This window comes from Acinetobacter sp. RIT698 (genome assembly GCF_009668065.1).
Classification (GTDB): domain Bacteria; phylum Pseudomonadota; class Gammaproteobacteria; order Pseudomonadales; family Moraxellaceae; genus Acinetobacter; species Acinetobacter guillouiae.
Map to the genome: position 1 here is coordinate 86,742 of NZ_WJYH01000010.1, position 18,785 is coordinate 105,526.

Below are 18,785 nucleotides of genomic sequence, written 5' to 3' on the forward strand. Positions count from 1 at the left end.
TGTTTTGAGTTATTGGGCAAATATCTTTTGGTTTTGTTCGATCGTGGTTTCTAAACAAAGTTGATTTCTACCTTTTTCCTTGGCTAAATACAAAGCATCATCAGCCCGTTTAATCAGCTGTTGAAAAGGTATGCAATAGGGTAAAGTCTGATAACTTAAGCCAATACTGACGCTGATATTTAAGCTACGCTGATCATCTAAATGAATCGGGGTATTGAAAACGCTATTACAAATTCTTTGTGCAATGGCAACACTTTGTTCTAAAGATAGATCTTTTAATAATATAGCAAACTCTTCTCCACCTAAGCGACCAAATAGATCATTAGCACGAATTTGTGCTTTGACTTGATGGGTAAACTCTTGCAAAACATAATCGCCAATCACATGGCCATATTGATCATTAATTTTTTTAAAATGATCTAAATCTAAAACCAAAATCGTGACACTGTGTGCTTGTTGCTTTTCAACATCCTCTGCAATGGTACGTTCACTTTCTTCATAGAAATAACGACGATTGAGTGTGGTAGTGAGACCATCATGATTGGCTAAGTATAAGATTTGGTGATAAAGCTTTTGGCGATTTAAACTGATAATTGCAAGGGTTAAAGGTCCTAAAGCTAGCATCATTAAACCGATGCGTACAGACAGTGTGGTGCCCAAATAGGCATCTGGTGACTGAGCAATATAATATGCAGTCAATGCATTATAGAGCAGCATACACACAATACAGTTAATGATAGAGACAAAGAATAGGTTATAGCTTAGTGCAGCCCAAACCAATGCTGCAATGGGGAACATAATCGCACCTGGACCCAGAAAAAAATGGGTCAGAATGACGGATAAAACGACTCCCAACAGTGGAAGAAATTTTTCGTACTGAAAAGGCTGTTGTTTAAATTGTTGGATATGGCTTTGAATGGTTTTTTTATCAGGGATTGCCAATATAATCGGTAAAAAGGCAATGACATTGAGGATTTCTCCCGTCCACCACATACCAAAATCAATCCAGATTCTATCCATAACCATAAAGGTGTTTGGTAAATAAGGGACCGTTAAACTTGCGACGATTGGTGAAGCTAAACAACCGCCAAAGGCACTGATTGCAAATAAGTATAAAAATGTTAAGCCTTTATTATATTGTTTATAATCCAGTTTAAAAAATCGAATCAGTCCTAATGTGACCAAGGCATGAGATAGATTGGCTAAAGTCAGAAAGAAGGTGATTAAAAAAGAGTTTCCCGTAATCAGATCTGCAAGCATAAAGGCAGTGAATGCGCCAATCCACCCACCTATATTTTTTAAGCGATGAAACCTTAAAAAAAGTCCAAGTAAAACAGCATTTGCGGGCCAAAAAATGGCAAGAAAGGATAAGGGTCTACCAAATATTCCAGCCAATGCGCAGACAAAAATAATCATTGCAATAATAAAAAATGCAGAGATGTTGTCTTTAAGTGCTTGACTTAAATATGCGATAGCTCGAGGCAATTTGCGAACCTATTCTAAAGAGGGATTAATCTCTAAGCCAATATTTTATCTGGCTCTGCTAAGGTATTAATAAGTAATCATATCTATTTATATCGATAAATCAATAGTTTTAGTTACCTTAATTCGAGCCTGTCACAAAAATATTTTTGCTTAGAATAAACAATAAAGATTGTTCATATATGGTTAATTTTACATGTTTTATTCTAAATCTATGCTAATTTATGTCTGATGAAATATTACATACAGACTTGGTATGAAAAAAACAGCACTTATAATTTCTTTATTGCTTAGCCTTTCACCTTACGTTAGCGCTGAAACAGTTCAACCTCAAGCAACCAATCCTGCGACTGTGGCTGCAACCAATACCACAAGTACAATTCGTATAAATACTCGCCCTGAAATTTTAGGCTTATGGGGCATGGAAATTCCAGAAAATAAGAAATGTACAGAATATTATAATTTCCGCGGTTCCAATGAAGTGGTGGTGAATAGTGCCAAAGAGTGGTCAATCGGTCTGTTTGATTATCAGCCTTCACCCGATAATACACTGGAAAAGCCACCCGCATTAATCATGCAAATTCGCTATGAAAATAATGAAACAGATTGTTCGGGGCGTAAAGAAGATCAGTCTGGTGAAGTTACCCAATATTTTGTAAAGTGGATTAATAAGAACACCTTGAATTTTTGTATTTCTGACAAAGGCGATCAGTGCTTTGCTACTTTACGCAGAGTCTTGCCTTAAGTTGATTTAAAGCATCGATGCTTGTCTAAATAATCAAGAATTTGCTTTAAAATAAAAAACCTCTGATTTTACAGAGGTTTTTTATTGGTTTTTTTACTGGATTAGAGGATGCATATTAAGCATCTTTTTCATGTCCTTGAACTTGTTTTAACAAGTGTTTTTCAAGGTAGTGAATATCCATTGCTTGTGAACAGAAGTTTTTGTCTTCAAGGATCAGATCTTTATGTAAAGGAATATTGGTTTTAATTCCAGTTAAGATCATCTCATCTAAGGCTTGTTTCATACGGGCAATCGCAGTTTCACGATCTTTACCATAAGAAATCAACTTTGCGATCATTGAGTCATAATACGGAGGAATGCTATATCCTTGATAGATATGAGAATCTAAACGGATACCTGCACCGCCTGGCGCATAGAATGATTCAATTTTACCTGGTGATGGTAAGAAGGTCGACGGATCTTCTGCATTGATACGGCACTCAATCGCATGACCTTCGATTTTAATATCTTCTTGTTGAAGATTTAAACCTAGACCCGCAGCGATACGTAATTGCTGTTCAATAATATCTACACCAGTCACTTGTTCAGTGACTGGATGCTCAACTTGAACACGGGTATTCATCTCGATAAAGAAGAATTCACCATCTTCAAATAAGAACTCAAAAGTACCAGCACCACGGTATTGCATCAACTTACATGCATTGACACAAGCTTCAAGAATATGCGCACGCGCTTCTTCTGGTAAACCCGGTGCAGGTGCTTCTTCAAGTACTTTTTGATGGCGACGTTGTAAAGAGCAGTCACGGTCATATAAATGAATCGCTTGACCATTACCATCTGCTAAAACTTGTACTTCAACATGACGTGGTTTTTGCAGGAAACGTTCCATATAAACCGTATCATCACCGAACCACATTTCAGCATCACGTTGTGCAGCTTGAACCGATTCAAGTAATGTATCGACACGTTCAACAATACGCATTCCGCGACCACCACCGCCTGAAGCAGCTTTTACAATCAGCGGGAAACCAATTTCTTTGGCTTCAGCCAACGCATTGTTGGGTGTCACAGCATGGGCTGAACCAGGAACTGTTGGTACACCTGCTTTACGCATCGCCGTAATTGCAGAAACTTTATTTCCCATTAGACGAATATGTTCAGGACGCGGCCCAATGAAAATAAAGCCTGAGTTTTCTACAATTTCTGCAAATTCAGCATTTTCAGATAAGAAACCATAACCAGGATGGATGGCATCTGCGCCCGTAATTTCTGCTGCGGTAATAATGGCAGGAATGTTTAAATAGCTTTCGCTACTTGCACCTGGACCTATACATACTGCTTCATCACAAAAACGTAAATGCATCAAATCTTTATCAGCATCTGAATAGATGCCGACAGTTTTGATTCCTAAAGTTTTGCAAGCTCGAGTGATGCGTAACGCAATCTCACCTCGGTTTGCAATTAAAACTTTTTGCAACATATCAACCCCCGAGGTATTACGCGCGGTAGCGGAATAAAGGTTGACCGAACTGGATTACATCACCATTTTTTACTAAAATTTCTTCAACTACACCACTTTGAGTTGCTTCAATTGGGTTCATAATTTTCATTGCTTCGATGATCCCGAGGGTTTCACCTGCAGAAACAGTTTGACCTACATTTACAAAGGGCGCTTCACCAGGACTTGGTGCTGAATAGAACACACCAACCATTGGAGACGTTTCTACTGCACCACGAGAGGCAGCTTTAACTACAGGCGCTTCAGCGGTTGGGAGGGCAATAGGTGCTACACCAGCAGCAACCACAGGATTACGGCGAGTTAAAGCAATCGATTGATCGCCTTCTTTCACTTCAATTGCTTGAAGATCAGATTCGATCATCAAATCGATGAGCTTTTTAATTTTGCGAATATCCATGGGTTCGTATTCCTAAATTATGATTGGGTTGAAGATTTAAGTTTTTCGATGGCGAAATCAAGTGCAAAAGAATAGCCTTTGGCACCTAAACCACAAATGACGCCAACGGCTTTATCTGATAAATAAGAATGATGTCTAAATGCTTCACGTGCATGAACATTAGAAAGATGTACTTCAATAAATGGAATCGCAACGCCAAGTAGGGCATCACGTATAGCGACTGAGGTATGGGTCAACGCGGCAGGATTAATAATGATAAATTTTATGCCGTCTTGTTGTGCTTGGTGAATACGATCGACCACAGCACCTTCCCAGTTGCTTTGAAAAGTATCTAAACTTATATTGGCTTGACGTGCTTGGAGACTCAATTGTTGGTTAATGTCATCCAATGTGAGGTGACCATAGACCTCAGGTTCGCGCTTTCCTAGCAAGTTTAAGTTTGGTCCGTGAATGACCAAAATGGTCGAACTCATTGAGAGTGCTCCAATTCAAAAGTCGCAAAAAAAATTGCAAGATGTCTGCAAAGTTTGCATATTATGGCATATTTTTCCACAAATACTTTATATTTTCTTTGAATCGTCGCGGAAACGCAGTGCCTTGTATGGGCTATATAATGTTAATTTTGTCTGTAAATGGCAATGTTAAAATATGACATTTTTAGCAGATGTTTTACAGAGACTTCATTTTAAACTGAGTGACCAAAACTATTCATTTGATTTGTGTAACAGCCATATGGCTATCGTCAATAGATAAGATCTCACTACAACGTGTTGTATAGCTTGGAGACCGATTTTGCTGACGCATTTTCCATGTTTCTTGGTTGGAATGATAACCCACTTGTATACAGTCTGAGCCAAAGCGTTGTTTCATGCTTGAGAGCGTATCCATAAGCTGATCACGTTGCTGAATAAAGTCTACAGGATGCCATAAGTCATTGATGTGCTGGCTTTTGCTATGCAGTGCTGAGAACATCACAGCAACTTTTACATACTTTAAATTTTCTTTAAATAAAACATCAATTTGCTGTAATGCTGACTTAGTTAAAATCATCAAATCATCTGTTGCATACATCAAGCCAATGACACTACTTTGTGCCTTTTTATAGGGCGCCTGTGCAACTTTTTCATATAAGGAAACATGCACAACTGCACACAGTTGTCGTTGCTTGCTCAGCCGTTGATGTGCACGATTGACATGGAAAATAATGGCTTGTTTAATAATCTCAACATTGTTTAGAGCAGATGCAAAACTGCGTGAGGAAAGGATGCGTTTGGAGGGAATGTCTGCATCGTCCAAAGCAATGCAGGATTGACCTTTTAGCTCACGAATGGTGCGTCCAATGACCACTGAAAACTCGCGTGCAAGGTAATGTTCATTGGCAAAAGTTAAGTCATAGCAATTATAAATATTATAAGCTTGTAAGCATTTGCTGGTTTTACGTCCAACGCACCAGACTTCTGCAACACTGGTTTCAAGCAGTAGGCCTTCAAAACTGCATAAATCTAAACCAGTCAGGTCACAGATGCTATCAAAGCCTCCACGTTTCTTGGCAAAATTGTTGGCAAGCTTGGCTTGGGTTTTACTATAGCCAATACCAATGCAACAGGGCAGACCAAGCCATTTTTGGATGGTTTTGATGAGTTTTCTACAATAATCCTGTAGATCGAATAAGTCTTGGTAAGAGCTGAGATTGATAAAACATTCATCAATAGAGTAGGCTTCCAAATCCTCATCTTTAAAAAAAATCTTTAAAATTTTAAAAAAACGATCTGAGAAATCACCATATAAAGCATAGTTACTTGAAAAGGCGAGTACGCCAGCTTTTTTAGCTTGTTGTTCAACTTCATGCCAAGGGATTGCCATATCTATGTTTAACGCCTTGGCTTCATTGCTTCGCGAAACGACACAACCATCATTATTACTTAATACGACAACTGGCTTATTATTTAAACTGGGGTTAAATACGCGTTCACAACTGACATAACAATTGTTAATGTCGATCAAAGCAAAAATTTGTTCGCTCATGGGCTGTTTTGAAAAAGTTACAAATTCAAGTGAAATATTAAAAGATGTTTAAAATAAATTCAAATCAAATCTAGTGTGGATTTGTTCATCCTTTGGGCTGGATGATTAAATAATCGGTGTGGTGAGATACAAAATTGACTAAGCACTGTTGAGCTTCGTGGTGGTTTAAGTAATTTAGGTAAAAAGAGCAAATAGAGAAGTGGTTCTTTTAAAAGGTATATCTTAAATTGCAGCTTACAATGTCGAAAAATGAAACATCTCAATCCTTGTATAGAAAACTGAGAGGGCTAAATTAACAGTTGTCGTCGATTTGTACGGCATATCCCAATATTGAAAAGGATGGATATGAAAATGGCTAATCAACAACATAATTCTCAACAGAATCAGCAACAGAATCAGCAACAGAATCAGCAACAGAATCAGCAGAATGACCAACAAGGTCAACCTAACCAATCTAATCAGCAGCAGAAGCAACACAGTCAGCAAGATCAACAATCTAATCAACAAAACCAGCAAAAGCAACAATCCAACCAACAGGCTCAACAAAATCAGCAAAGCCAACACAAGCCTCAGCAAAAATAGGGCTTTGAACTCATCTTAATCGTAGCTTATAAATGACAAAACGCCTCAACTGAGGCGTTTTGTCATTTTAGCTATTTTGAATTTTAAGCTTCTTCATTTTTAAGTGTCTTGATTTTAAGCTTACGTTGCTGATCACTTGAATCGTTTATTGCTTTGATCAAGGATTTTATGGAGACCTTCATTTATATTTATACATTGATTAAATTGGGCAAAATGGTGTATTTCAGTGTTTAGTGCGCTAAAGAAATGTGCTGGGTCCGCAATAGTATGATTGAGATGCTGTGGTTCAAGATGTAGGCTGATGACTTCAAATTGATTTTTTGCCCGATGTGCTTTGCAATCGATACGTCCCACAATTTGATCCCCATATAAAATAGGTAAACAAAAATATCCAAATACACGTTTAGGTGGCGTCACATAACATTCCAACCGATAATCAAATTTAAACAGGGTATTTAAACGGTCACGATGTATCACCAGATTGTCAAAAGGAGAGAGAATTTTGACTTTTAACTCAATATTGGGGATCTGCTCTAAGGCATCGGTTTGGATATAAAGATTTTGACTCTCTTTGTCACTACTGCCTAATTGAGCTAAAGTGGTGATCACGCCCGCATCTAATTGTTCATTGACGATGTCACGCATTGCCTCACGAATCTTTTGCCCAACTTTTAAATGCAACAATTGCTTCCATGCAAACACGCCATGTGCGCGGAGCGTGGTATTGAACAAGTAGCGGGCATATTCCTCTAGTGTAGGAACACTCAGATCAAGATGACTTGGGATACAATATTCGGTCAGTTGATAGACTTTTTCCATACCATTACGTTCAGAAATCATCAAATCGCCTTGCATAAACAATTGCTCAATAGAACGACGCGCTAAACTTGAGTTCCACCAACCCCCTGAATTTTGCTTATTGCCTTGTTCAATGTTGCGTAATCGAATACTGCCTTCAGCTTTCGCCCGAGCCAAAATCTCATTCATAAAAGCTTGATCACCGCGATTAAAATAACGATGCTCACCATTTCTAATTGATGTCATATGAGGAAGTGCATAACGATAATCTTGCATTGGTAAATAAGATGCTGCATGAAACCAATATTCAAAAATATGCTGCTGTTTGACCAGTTGATTTAAATGGCTTTGCTGATAATCTGGAACACGGCTCCATAGGATATGGTGGTGGGCACGTTCTACTACAGAAATTGTATCAATCTGAACATAGCCAAGATGTTCAATCGCATGGCGTGTTCCAGATAATCCTGTACCAAAGGAAGCAGGTGAAATTAGGCCTTGATGAGAGAGTGCCAGACGTCTTAGTGATTCAATCATAACAATTATTTTTTTAACCTATTTTTAGTGAGTCTTGGTTGCCACAGGTATCACAAATGAAGCTTGAAGATGAGTAGCATAAATAAAGGCTATGACGTTCAATGATCATTTTAATTTTTTAAGAATACAAGTAACAACACCCCAAATCATAATTTGTTCTTCACTGTGTGGGTGAATATCTGGAAAATCAGGATTTTCTGCTTTGAGCCAAATATCATAAATCCCTGTAGATACTTTAACTTGCATAAAGCGTTTGACTGTAAATTCATTGTTGATTAATGCCAAAACAACATCGCCGTGTTCAGCCTCTAGGCTACGGTCAATTAAAATTTCATCTCCAATTTCAATACCTGCATTTTTCATTGATAAGGAGTTAACTTTTAACATAAAGGTTGCAATAGGGTTATGAATTAAGTGTTCATTTAAATCAATTTTCTTTTCAGTATAGTCTTGAGCGGGTGATGGAAAGCCTGCTGCAACGGTTTCCAAAGGATAGGGAATACTGATGTTGCTACGAAATTCAATTGTACGTAAATCTTGCTTTGAAATAGGCTCGATAATAGAAAGAAGAGAATTGATTGTCTTAAAATTTTCCCTTACAGAGCGATCACTTAACTTCGATGGTGGAGTCAAATTTGGCGGCATCACGATTCACCTTGAAAATGTAACACAATCAAGTTTAACAAAATAAACGCGTGATGCAAGATTCTTTTGGTGAATTGATTGTGATTGTCAAACTGTCGGCTTACAATTTGACAAAATCCAATCGTTCGGAAATGTACATGTTGCAAGATTTTGTAGAAGAACAGAAATTAGTGTGTGAAGAATTTGACTCTCGATATATCAAAGTCAATGAAACGGATCTCGTGGCTATCGCTAAGCAAACCTTAAGTAAAGAACCGATCGTGGGTTTACGTAAACAGCCTGATGCTGAAAATGTGTCATGGTTTATTTATGGTGGTGAGTTGGAAGAGGGTGAAGATTTTTTTGATGTGATCAGTGTAAAAGAGCTTGAAGAGGTTTTTCCTGATGCGATCCCTTATCTGGCTTTGGAACAAGGCTTTAGATTTATGATAGATGCTGATGAATACGAAGATGTATGGAAAGCAGATATTTTATAAATAAAAGGTTTGCTCAAGCATGATCTATAGATTTACTTTGACCCTCTGCAGTATTGTTCTGAGTAGTGGATTGAGCACGCAAAGTTTTGCTGAACCATCCACGCAAAAACTCACCCAAGAACAGTATGACCAACGTATTCAAACCTATACTGATCAAGTCAATGCAACTAAACATATCTTGGATGAAGCGCATAGCACGATCACTGCGATTGAACAGCATCAAGCATTTTGTTCACGTTTAGATGCTTATCAAGCGATTGCTAGGATTTCGAAAGAAAATTTAGAACTTGATACGGCCAATATGATGTTGGTGATCGCCAATAATTTTTTAGATCGACAAAAGCAAAGTATTGAGCAGTCAGGAATGACGTTTGAGCGATTTTGTTCGATTAAGAAATAAACAAAATGTCATTTAAGCCTTATTTTAGTCAGAAAATGATATTTAATTGGCTGAAAATGATAAGTTGTTTTTAAAAAAATGATCAATAATAGACGCATTAAAGCAGTACAAGATTTGATTTTCCCTGGTCTGTATTTTGTGTGGCTTTAAGCGTCAATCGTATGATTGACGCACCCTAAACTCGCTTAATTGCGAGTTTTTTAATGCATTTTTTTATGGATTTTATTTACAAAATATCGGAAAAAGATAGCAAACCGATTAAAAAGAAAAATAACCATTCAAAGAGACACTGACAAATCAACAATAGTTTACTTTTGAGCAGAATGTTTAAAAAGAATAGAAAGACAAGTCATGATCGTGCATAAAGCCAAACAGGCCGAAGCACTTGAACAAAAGCTGAAAATTTTGCTATATACTACAATCATATAAATAAAGTGAGTCATTCATTTTGTTGACGATTTTTTATTCTATGCAACAAGCATTACCACAATATTTTTATTTTGGGCAGATGTTGTTACTGTAAGATTGTTCGCATGAGCAGTATAAATTTTTTATTATCATTTTGTAGTCAAGAGAATATGGATTTGTATGAATTCACTCATCAGTCAAATCGTGAGGCTATTGCAATATATGTATTGAATAAATTCTTTAATTAATCAATTTTTAGGGTCTGCTGACAATTCGTCTATGTTTGCGACTAAGTGTGTTTTTTAGGCGATACTAGGCACGAAATACGAAATTTAGTCATTCTAAATAAGTAGTTCGTAACGACGTAGCGGCAAAAAACACGCTAGTCCCCGCTGCGCCTTGCGCTGCAAACAAAGCAGTGCTTTGTTCTTGCTCAGGGTTGTGGCTAAAATTATCTCAGCCTTCGTTATGAAACTCGAAAATAGTCTCGCTATTCTCCTCGTTTCCTGCCTTGCCTGCTCAATTTTAACCTACAACGCAAGCCATTTATGAAATGTCAACAGACCCTAATCTCTCTATAAATTTTTATTTAAAGGGTTTTTATGAAACCGATTCGTGTATCGCCATCTCTGACTTTAGCTTTGTTACAAGCGCGAGAAGCTACAATGATGCATTTTAGACCGATTTTAAATGAAATGGGTTTGACTGAGCAGCAATGGCGTGTGATTTCTGTACTTTATCAATATGATGAACTTGAAAATAACCACTTGGCTGATTTGGCATGTATTTTAAGACCCAGTTTAACGGGGATTTTAAATCGTATGCGTGATCAAAATCTGATTAAGAAACGAAAAGACCTACATGATCAAAGGGTGAGTTTGATTCAGCTGAGCGATGAAGGTAAAAGATACTTTGAGACACAAGCGGTGAAAATGGAAGAAAGCTATACAGATATTCAAACACAATATGGTGCAGAGAAAGTCCAGCAGCTTATGGAATTGTTAAACGATCTCTCAAAAATAAAACCACGATAAATTTTAAACTATTAGATATTAAAGGGCGACATCCATGTCGCCATGCGATAGCTACACCTTGTATTATTAAATAGGTGGTTTGATATAGTTTAGGGATTAAAGTAAAACTGCATGTCACTCAATTCATTTTAAATATACAAAACACCCTAATCAAAAATGAGTGGGTTTTAATCACTCATTTTTATCATTGTTTAATCAAATAACTTTTTAATGTCTTTCGGTGCGCCTTGCTGGCTTTGAATTTCACCTTTTGCATCTTTCCATACCATTGCAGGAGTAGCATAAAAACCGTATTTATCCATGAGTTTGGTATTTTCATCTAACTTTTCAGATAACGTCTTAGGAATACTCTTCATTTCCACCAATTTATTCTTACCGTTGCTTAAATTGTATTGTTTGAAAATTTCTGCAGGATTGGCATTGTTTAAAATCGTTGCGGCTTGTCCTTTGCTGCTTGGGCGAATGACCCCAACCATAATATGACGTAATTGAACTTTTCCTGAATCTACAAAGGGACGTGCTTGTTGCCAGAAGGTATGGCAGTAGGGGCAGTTTGGGTCATTAAACACATAAACGACTTTTGGCGCATTGCGATCGCCGTCTTGAATCCAACTTGATTTTTCTAGGCTTTTCCAAATTTCATCTAATACGGCACCTTTAACATGGGTGTTAATCGCTTCTTCGGTTAAATTTTTTCCTGAAGCATTAAATAGGTCACCGACGATATAGTGCTTTTGATCTTTTGAAATAAAGATTGTCGATGGATACTCATCTTTATAGCCCGTCCAACCTTCTAAACCCTCGGGTGCATCTATTTGCTTAACAAAGTTATAACCTTCTTTTTCCAATTTATTTTTGAGGAAATTTGCATCAGCAGCAAACAAAGAGCCACTTAACACCAAACCAAGCGAATAAATACCGAGTGTTTTTAAATCAATCATCAAGATGACTCCTAAGGTTAAAAGCAATAATTCTTTAATCAATGCCAATGAAATAGATTATTCCGAAACTATCCTTTGAACTTTTTGGTGAAGTGCAGCATGGGTAAGTTCCCCCATATGTGTATCGATTAATTTGCCTTGTGCATTAAAAAATAAGGTGCTGGGTAAGCCAAACATTCCCATTTTTTGTGCCGTTACACCGTCAAAGTCCAGTAGAACCCAATGCAAATTAAGTTTGTGTTGTTGCAAATACGTTTGCACAGTTTTGGCATCTTCATTCTGATTAATAAAGACAAATTGCACATTGGGATATCTTTGTTGAGCATCATTTAACACAGGCATTTCACGTCTGCATGGTGGACACCAACTGGCCCAAAGATTAATTACTGTGGGTTTGCCGAGGAATTGAGTCAACTCAACATGCTCTTGCTGAAGATTCACTAAATTAACTTGAGGAAATTGTTGGTATTGCAGTTGTACCTGTTGATAGAAATATTGACCTGAAATGAAAAACAGGGCAAAAGCTGCAAAGAATAGTGAAATAAAGCTTTTCTTTAGAGATCGATTTTTCCAAACTATCCATAGCCCAGCACATGCAATTCCCACATAAAGATGAAAACCTTTATCTTGAATCTTCAAAATTTCAATTGGATGCTCTAAATAAACATCTAAATTGAGTAAGACAAAGCCAAGTCGTGCAGATAACAAGCCAACCAAGAATGCAGACCAAATCGAGTCTTTAAACGCAGACCATTGTAAATTTGAAACAGCAAAATATTGAAAGCTAAACTTTCCAATTACCACACTCATCAGTATCGCAAGCATGAGGATGGTTAATCCCCATGGCAACATAATCGGTCCTAAATGAATTGCTTGTGCAGTGATCATGGAGAGTTTGCTTAACGTCCTGTGTGTATTTTTTCAGTTTGTTGAATAAGTTGTGGCCCTGAGAAGGTACCTGTAAAGCGCAATTCACGGATTTCTTGTGCATTGCTATTTAAAAACAGCATGGTTGGCGGACCTAAAATTTCACGTTGTTTTAAAATGATGTCTTGTGAGGCGTTGTATTCGGTTAAGTCTAATTGGATAAGCGTGAAGTTTTTCAATGCCTCTTGTACATCGGTACGTGGGAATACCTCTTTTTCAATCGGTTGACACGCCACACACCAGTCCGCATAGACATCAATAATGATTGGTTTGCCTTGCTGTTTGGCATTGACCAAAGCCTGTTCTAATTGTTCAGCTGTGGTCACTTTGTTCCAAACTAAATGTTCTGTTTGGCTATGTTGAATTTGATAAGCAGAATAACTTTGTTGAATATTCCAAAAACCAGCCACTAAACTGGTAATAGCGATAATGGCAAGAATAACTTTATTGACTGTTTTTTCACTGTCGCGTAGAGCAATAAAGAGATAGATTGCCAATGCGATACACAGCAAGGTAAAAATTGCAGCATACACAGTCGAAGGCAGCATAGGGCGAATAAAGTACAATGCAACCATCAGCATAATAAAGCCAAAACTGACTTTAATCCGATCCATCCATTTACCAGGTTTTGGTAATAATTTAGAACCAAATACACTGGCGATAAATAAAGGTAAACCGATACCTAGACCGAGAATAAATAAGTACAAGCCACCTAACACAGCACTTTGAGTTTGTGAAACAAATAATAATGCACCAGCAAGTGGGGCACTCATACAAGGGCCAACAATGAGTGCTGATAATGCACCCATAACCACAGCACCGAGCACTGTCCCAGCTTTTTGATTATTTTGCAGATGACTTAATTTATTGGTGATGAATTGCGGTAAGTTTAATTGATATAAACCAAATAAATTTAAAGCTAATACAACAAATAAAACTGCAAATAATGAAACGATCCAAGGGCTTTGGAACCAACGTTGAAAGTTATAACCAATTTCAGCAACCACAATCCCCATAATGGCGTAAACCACCGCCATACTCACCACAAAGCACAAGGCAATCACAACAGCTTTATAACCTTTTGCGCGCTGAATGATGATGCCAGAGAGAATTGGAATAAGTGGCAGCGAGCAAGGTAAAAACGCCAGTAAAATACCTAAACCGAAAAACACCAATAAATTTAGAAACAGAGAATCTTTAGACAATAGTTTAAAGAATGATTGATCATCATTCCATTGTAATGACGATGTGTTGTTTTTAGTGTCCATATTGCTGTTTAAATCAGCAGAATTTTTAGTATCTGTAATTGCACTGCTATTTGCAACAGAAGCGTTGAGATCAATTGGATTTGCAGTGTTGTCTGCCTCATTGGCAGTTTTTTGTCCAAGCTGAGTGGTTTGATCATCCAATACTTTGTTTGGAACTGGTTTTGCAACAGTTGAATTGACTTTAGTTTCAGTGCTTTCTTTGAGTTTTTTATCTTGAGTTGGAACAGTATCAGACTGGTTGAGTAATGAGCTATTTGAATTATTATTGAATAGGCGCTTAGACGATGTATTGCTTTGTGGTAATAAACCATCTGTATCAGTTGCAATAGTTTTTCTTTGTAATGGATAACATAAGCCATCCGCAGAACAACCCTGATACATCACTAAATATTGTGAATTTGGTTTGACCTGAATTTGTGTAGTCACATTTTCATAATGAACTTCAGTTTTCCCAAAGGTTGGATCATCTTTGATATGACCTTTTGGGAGGTTTAAAGGTACAGCTTTATTGTTGACTGTTACTTTAAACTGATCATGATAAAGGTAATAGTGAGGTGCAACTGTCCATTTCAATTGTGCTTTATTTTCTGAAATTGATTCAGCAGAGAATTGAAAAGCTTGATCTGGGGGGAGAAACTCAGGATTTGCGTGGCTGATGGTACTTAGACTCAACAAAGTAAAACCACATACACTGAGCAAGGTTCGCAACTTCATAATTCCATATCTTTGTTTCATTTACAGCCATTATCCATAATTTCAGATAAAGAAGGCATTATTCTAAGTTTTTCTTTGTAAAAATACCGTTAAAAGCATTCAGCTCCATTTTGCTTAAGTTTTTGAAAAATTTGTCCATCATCAGGATAGAGTCTGTCGAATTGGGTCATTTTCTTGGTTTTTTTGCTGGTGTAATTGACATTGTAAAGCACAGCACCTTGATAAACGATTTCATAAGTTCCTGTTTCTTTCTGATTGATTATTTCTTTATAGAAATCGTGAAATTCACTTGGTCTACCTTGTGCTGTATCAACAGCATCATAGTGGGTAAACTTTAACGAGATTTTTTTCATATAAGGATAATATTGAACTGTTTTAACTTTTGGAAATTCTTCCTCAGAAATAAGCAGAAGATTATTGTTTTGACTTTCCTTAAAGCAAAAATATGGGGTAGTTTGCTTTGCATAAACAGGCAAAGGGAGAAGACACATTACCGTTATAAATAGCCTAAGCGATTTCATATATTTTCCTCAAAGTTTTTCTTGTTATTATTCATAGATTTTTCCAGCCATTAAAATATCTGCAAAAATTTTCCATGGGATGTGCTCTGGTTGTGGCTGCTGAGTATTTGCATAAAAACCCTCCATATCTACCACCCAATTGTGCATTGCTGTTAAAAAACTTTGCAAATTTTTATTTTCCCATTGTTGAATATTTTCAAGATGATCTTGTTTGAGATTATCTAAAAATGTTAAAAATCTTGTTTGGTTTTTATTGCATTAATTTTCATAAGCATCATTTCTAATTTACAGGATAAATTGTTGTATAAATATAGGCCATCTCGCACGTTTTTTGCATTCCAACAATTGAAATTAATTTCAACTAGACCCATATAGAAATTAGTCAACAGTACAGAACAGACACTTTGTGAAATTTGATTGATGATCAAGCTCACGATAACAAGTCGAAGCTCAACAATAGGATTAGGACATCATATGAATATCGCGGCAAACCCAGTAGTTGAAGCAGATCAAACTATATATTTAAAAGATTATCAAAAACCTTCATATGTTGTAGATTCAATCAATCTCGATATTCAAGTTTATGATGACCATACCAATGTAAACAGCAAATTAGTCATGAAACGCCAAGCAGCAGGAGATATGGTATTGCTTGGACGCGATCTTGAGCTTAAATCAATTTCTATTAATGGTAAGCAGCTTACTGAAAGTGAGTATAAGCTTGATTCTGAGCAACTGGTAATTGCCAATGCGCCAGATGAAGCCATCATTGAAACATCTGTGGTCATTCATCCTGAAACCAATACACAACTCGAAGGATTATATCTTGCGGGGAGTGATTTATTTGTCACTCAAAATGAGCCAGAAGGTTTCCGTAAAATTACGTTCTATCCTGACCGTCCAGATGTCTTATCTGTGTTTACCACTCGTGTAGAAGCCGATAACAAATATCCTGTGCTTTTGGCAAATGGTAACTTGATTGAAGCGGGTAAAACTGGTGATGAGCGCCATTATACCATTTGGGAAGATCCAACTAAAAAACCAGCCTATTTATTTGCCTGTGTGATTGGTGATTTAGCGGTTCTAAAAGACCGTTATACCACTTCAGAAGGTCGTGATGTGGCTTTAGAAATCTATGCAGAAGAAAAAGATATCCCAAAATGTCATATTGCGATGGAAGCGTTAAAGCATTCTATGCGTTGGGATGAAGAACATTATGGACGTGCATACGATCTAGACAATTATATGATTGTGGCAACCAGTCAGTTCAATATGGGTGCAATGGAAAATAAAGGTTTAAATATTTTTAATACGTCATGTGTGCTTGCTGATGAAGAATATACTACTGATGCCGCAATCATGCGTGTACAGTCTGTGATTGCACATGAATATTTCCATAACTGGACAGGTAACCGTATTACTTGCCGTGATTGGTTCCAATTGTGTTTAAAAGAAGGTTTAACGGTTTTCCGTGATCAGTCTTTTTCAGAAGATTTACAATCAGCAGCAGTACAACGTATCGACGATGTTGCAGTGCTTAAAGCGCATCAATTCCCAGAAGATGCAGGCCCATTATCGCATCCGCCACGCCCAGATCATTTTGTGGAAATCAATAACTTCTATACTGCGACAGTGTATGAGAAAGGTGCGGAAATTAACCGCATGATGTCAACTTTATTGGGTAAGGAAAAATTCCGTAAGGGTACCGATGAATATTTTCAACGTCATGATGGTCAAGCGGTCACTGTTGAAGATTGGGTTGCTGCCTTAACTGCGGGTTCAGGTGTCGATTTATCTGCATTTTTAATCTGGTATAACCAACCAGGAACGCCAAAGCTTGAAGCTAAAGGTGAATATGATGCGAGTACTCAAACTTATCGTCTAAGCTTTAAACAAAGTTTAAAATCCCATCCTAAATATCCAAACTTAAAAGCTGTACCTATTCCTGTGGCTTTAGCATTGTTTAATGCAGAAACAGGTGAGCAGTACACCCTGCATTCTGAGGCTTTATTTGAAAATGGGGTAAAAGATGGGGTGTATTTGTTTGATCAAACAGAAGCAAGCATTGAATTTACAGGTGTGACCGAAAAGCCTGTAGCATCTTTATTACGTAATTTCTCAGCACCGGTAAATCTTGAATTTAACTATTCAGATGAAGAACTTGCATTCTTATTGCAATATGAAACCAATGGTTTTAACCAGTGGCAAGCCACACAGACTTTGCTTGAGCGTATTTTGCTTAATGGTCATGATGCTCAAATTTATGTAGATGCAATTAAACAGACCTTACCAAATGTAATTGAAAAAGATCCGCTATTGGCGTCACGCTTATTTGATGTACCAAGTGAAGGTTATTTGGGTAGTCGCATTGATCAAGATTATAATCCTTTGATTGTAAATGAAGCACGTGAAGCCTTGTTGAATCAATTGGCTAAAGTCTTGGGTGACTTTGTTAAAGAAACATATTTATCACTTGATCCAGATTCACAAAATGAATTTTCACAAGCAATGGGTGTTCGTGCTCTAAAAAATATCATGTTGAGTTTTATGGCGCGTCAGGGGGATACCGCAGTATTTGATTTGGCTTATGCACAGTATGAAAATTCTGTGAATATGTCAGAGCGACTTGGGGCACTTAAAGTATTGGTATGGAATGATGCACCACAAGCAAAAGCAGCCTTAGCGGACTTCTATAAGCGCTTTAAAGATGAAGCATTGTCATTAGATCAATGGTTTATGATTCAAGCAGCGCATCCGAAAGCAACGGCTGAAACGATTCAGTATTTAACTTCACATGCTGATTATGATTTAGGTACACCTAACCGTATTCGTTCGGTAAGTGGTGGTTTAAATGCCAATCCTGTCAATGCATGGAGTTTTGGTGTTCAGCATTTTGTTGATTTGGCGAAATATTTGGATGAAAAGAATCCAATTGTTGGCTCTCGTTTACTTCAAGTCCTTACACGCTGGTATACATTAGCTGAACCACAACGAAGTGAAGTAAAAGCCGCACTTGAAGGATTAAAATCTCAAGTGAAATCAAAAAATGTTAGTGAAACCTTAAATAGTATGTTAAGTGTTTAATGGCTTATAATTTTTTGATTTAATTATATTTGTAGTGCTATTTCTCTTATTGTTATAGGAGAAATAGCATAATAGTACATACACAAATTGTGAGAATTTGTTCGAATTTGGAAATTTCATTAATAAATTGAAGGTAAGCTCTCAAGAGAAATACTTTCAATTTTTTCATTTATTGGAATCTTGAAATAGACAAAATATGGAATATTTTTTTCAACACTAAATGAAATATTATTTAAGTTTGAAGTAAGATCATTAACTTCAGGAGAATAAACTTGACGAATA

17 protein-coding genes are annotated in these 18,785 nt (G+C 37.0%); 6 read left to right on the plus strand and 11 right to left on the minus strand.

The features are described 5' to 3' along the window. Positions 1-9: 9 nt before the first annotated feature. Positions 10-1,485, minus strand: a complete 1,476-nt coding sequence (locus GJV03_RS06610) for a GGDEF domain-containing protein (RefSeq protein ID WP_004719785.1) — start codon at positions 1,483-1,485, stop codon at positions 10-12. A 253-nt stretch (positions 1,486-1,738) separates the two neighbouring features. Between GJV03_RS06610 and GJV03_RS06615 the strand changes: the two genes are divergently transcribed. Beyond that, positions 1,739-2,227 carry a hypothetical protein gene (locus tag GJV03_RS06615; RefSeq protein ID WP_004719787.1) on the plus strand — a complete coding sequence of 163 codons (489 nt, stop codon included), beginning with the start codon at positions 1,739-1,741 and terminating at the stop codon, positions 2,225-2,227. 115 nt (positions 2,228-2,342) lie between these two features. On the opposite strand, the gene accC is transcribed toward GJV03_RS06615, so the two are convergent. From accC to GJV03_RS06635, 4 genes are all read right to left on the minus strand, one after another. Continuing rightward, positions 2,343-3,707 (minus strand): acetyl-CoA carboxylase biotin carboxylase subunit, encoded by a 1,365-nt coding sequence (accC, locus tag GJV03_RS06620; protein ID WP_004719789.1) that lies wholly within the window; start codon positions 3,705-3,707, stop codon positions 2,343-2,345. 16 nt (positions 3,708-3,723) lie between these two features. Continuing rightward, positions 3,724-4,143, minus strand: coding sequence for a biotin/lipoyl-containing protein (locus GJV03_RS06625; RefSeq protein ID WP_004719790.1), 420 nt, complete (start codon positions 4,141-4,143; stop codon positions 3,724-3,726). A 17-nt stretch (positions 4,144-4,160) separates the two neighbouring features. After that, entirely contained in the window at positions 4,161-4,616 is a 456-nt protein-coding gene (aroQ, locus tag GJV03_RS06630) for a type II 3-dehydroquinate dehydratase (protein WP_004719793.1), read from the minus strand. A 235-nt stretch (positions 4,617-4,851) separates the two neighbouring features. Continuing rightward, complete coding sequence (locus GJV03_RS06635; protein WP_154129708.1) at positions 4,852-6,168, minus strand: Y-family DNA polymerase; 1,317 nt, start codon at positions 6,166-6,168, stop codon at positions 4,852-4,854. Positions 6,169-6,519: 351 nt separating this feature from the next. Here GJV03_RS06635 and GJV03_RS06640 point away from each other — a divergent pair, with 351 nt between their 5' ends. Then, on the plus strand, positions 6,520-6,750 hold the full coding sequence (locus GJV03_RS06640; RefSeq protein WP_216070497.1) for a hypothetical protein: 231 nt from the start codon (positions 6,520-6,522) through the stop codon (positions 6,748-6,750). A 132-nt stretch (positions 6,751-6,882) separates the two neighbouring features. Here the strand turns inward: GJV03_RS06640 and GJV03_RS06645 are convergent, their stop codons facing one another. Beyond that, entirely contained in the window at positions 6,883-8,085 is a 1,203-nt protein-coding gene (locus GJV03_RS06645; RefSeq protein WP_154129710.1) for a crosslink repair DNA glycosylase YcaQ family protein, read from the minus strand. Positions 8,086-8,190: 105 nt separating this feature from the next. Beyond that, on the minus strand, positions 8,191-8,730 hold the full coding sequence (umuD, locus tag GJV03_RS06650; RefSeq protein ID WP_004719801.1) for a translesion error-prone DNA polymerase V autoproteolytic subunit: 540 nt from the start codon (positions 8,728-8,730) through the stop codon (positions 8,191-8,193). Between the two features lie 137 nt (positions 8,731-8,867). Between umuD and GJV03_RS06655 the strand changes: the two genes are divergently transcribed. From GJV03_RS06655 to hpaR, 3 genes are all read left to right on the plus strand, one after another. Next, positions 8,868-9,206, plus strand: coding sequence for a hypothetical protein (locus GJV03_RS06655; RefSeq protein ID WP_034615602.1), 339 nt, complete (start codon positions 8,868-8,870; stop codon positions 9,204-9,206). 19 nt (positions 9,207-9,225) lie between these two features. Further along, positions 9,226-9,606 carry a hypothetical protein gene (locus GJV03_RS06660; RefSeq protein ID WP_105712485.1) on the plus strand — a complete coding sequence of 127 codons (381 nt, stop codon included), beginning with the start codon at positions 9,226-9,228 and terminating at the stop codon, positions 9,604-9,606. A gap of 1,010 nt (positions 9,607-10,616) precedes the next feature. Continuing rightward, positions 10,617-11,048 carry a homoprotocatechuate degradation operon regulator HpaR gene (gene hpaR, locus GJV03_RS06665; RefSeq protein WP_004719808.1) on the plus strand — a complete coding sequence of 144 codons (432 nt, stop codon included), beginning with the start codon at positions 10,617-10,619 and terminating at the stop codon, positions 11,046-11,048. Between the two features lie 191 nt (positions 11,049-11,239). On the opposite strand, the gene dsbG is transcribed toward hpaR, so the two are convergent. The 4 genes from dsbG to GJV03_RS06685 all read right to left on the minus strand — a co-directional run bounded on the left by dsbG (position 11,240) and on the right by GJV03_RS06685 (position 15,419). Continuing rightward, a complete protein-coding gene (gene dsbG / locus GJV03_RS06670) occupies positions 11,240-11,989 on the minus strand; it encodes a thiol:disulfide interchange protein DsbG (protein ID WP_154129711.1) in 750 nt (249 codons plus the stop codon). Between the two features lie 57 nt (positions 11,990-12,046). Beyond that, entirely contained in the window at positions 12,047-12,877 is an 831-nt protein-coding gene (locus GJV03_RS06675; protein WP_154129712.1) for a TlpA disulfide reductase family protein, read from the minus strand. An 11-nt stretch (positions 12,878-12,888) separates the two neighbouring features. After that, positions 12,889-14,919 (minus strand): protein-disulfide reductase DsbD, encoded by a 2,031-nt coding sequence (dsbD, locus tag GJV03_RS06680; protein ID WP_154129713.1) that lies wholly within the window; start codon positions 14,917-14,919, stop codon positions 12,889-12,891. Between the two features lie 68 nt (positions 14,920-14,987). After that, entirely contained in the window at positions 14,988-15,419 is a 432-nt protein-coding gene (locus tag GJV03_RS06685) for a hypothetical protein (RefSeq protein WP_056511631.1), read from the minus strand. Positions 15,420-15,893: 474 nt separating this feature from the next. Between GJV03_RS06685 and pepN the strand changes: the two genes are divergently transcribed. After that, positions 15,894-18,503, plus strand: coding sequence for an aminopeptidase N (pepN, locus tag GJV03_RS06695; protein ID WP_154129714.1), 2,610 nt, complete (start codon positions 15,894-15,896; stop codon positions 18,501-18,503). The last annotated feature ends 282 nt before the right edge of the window (positions 18,504-18,785 follow it).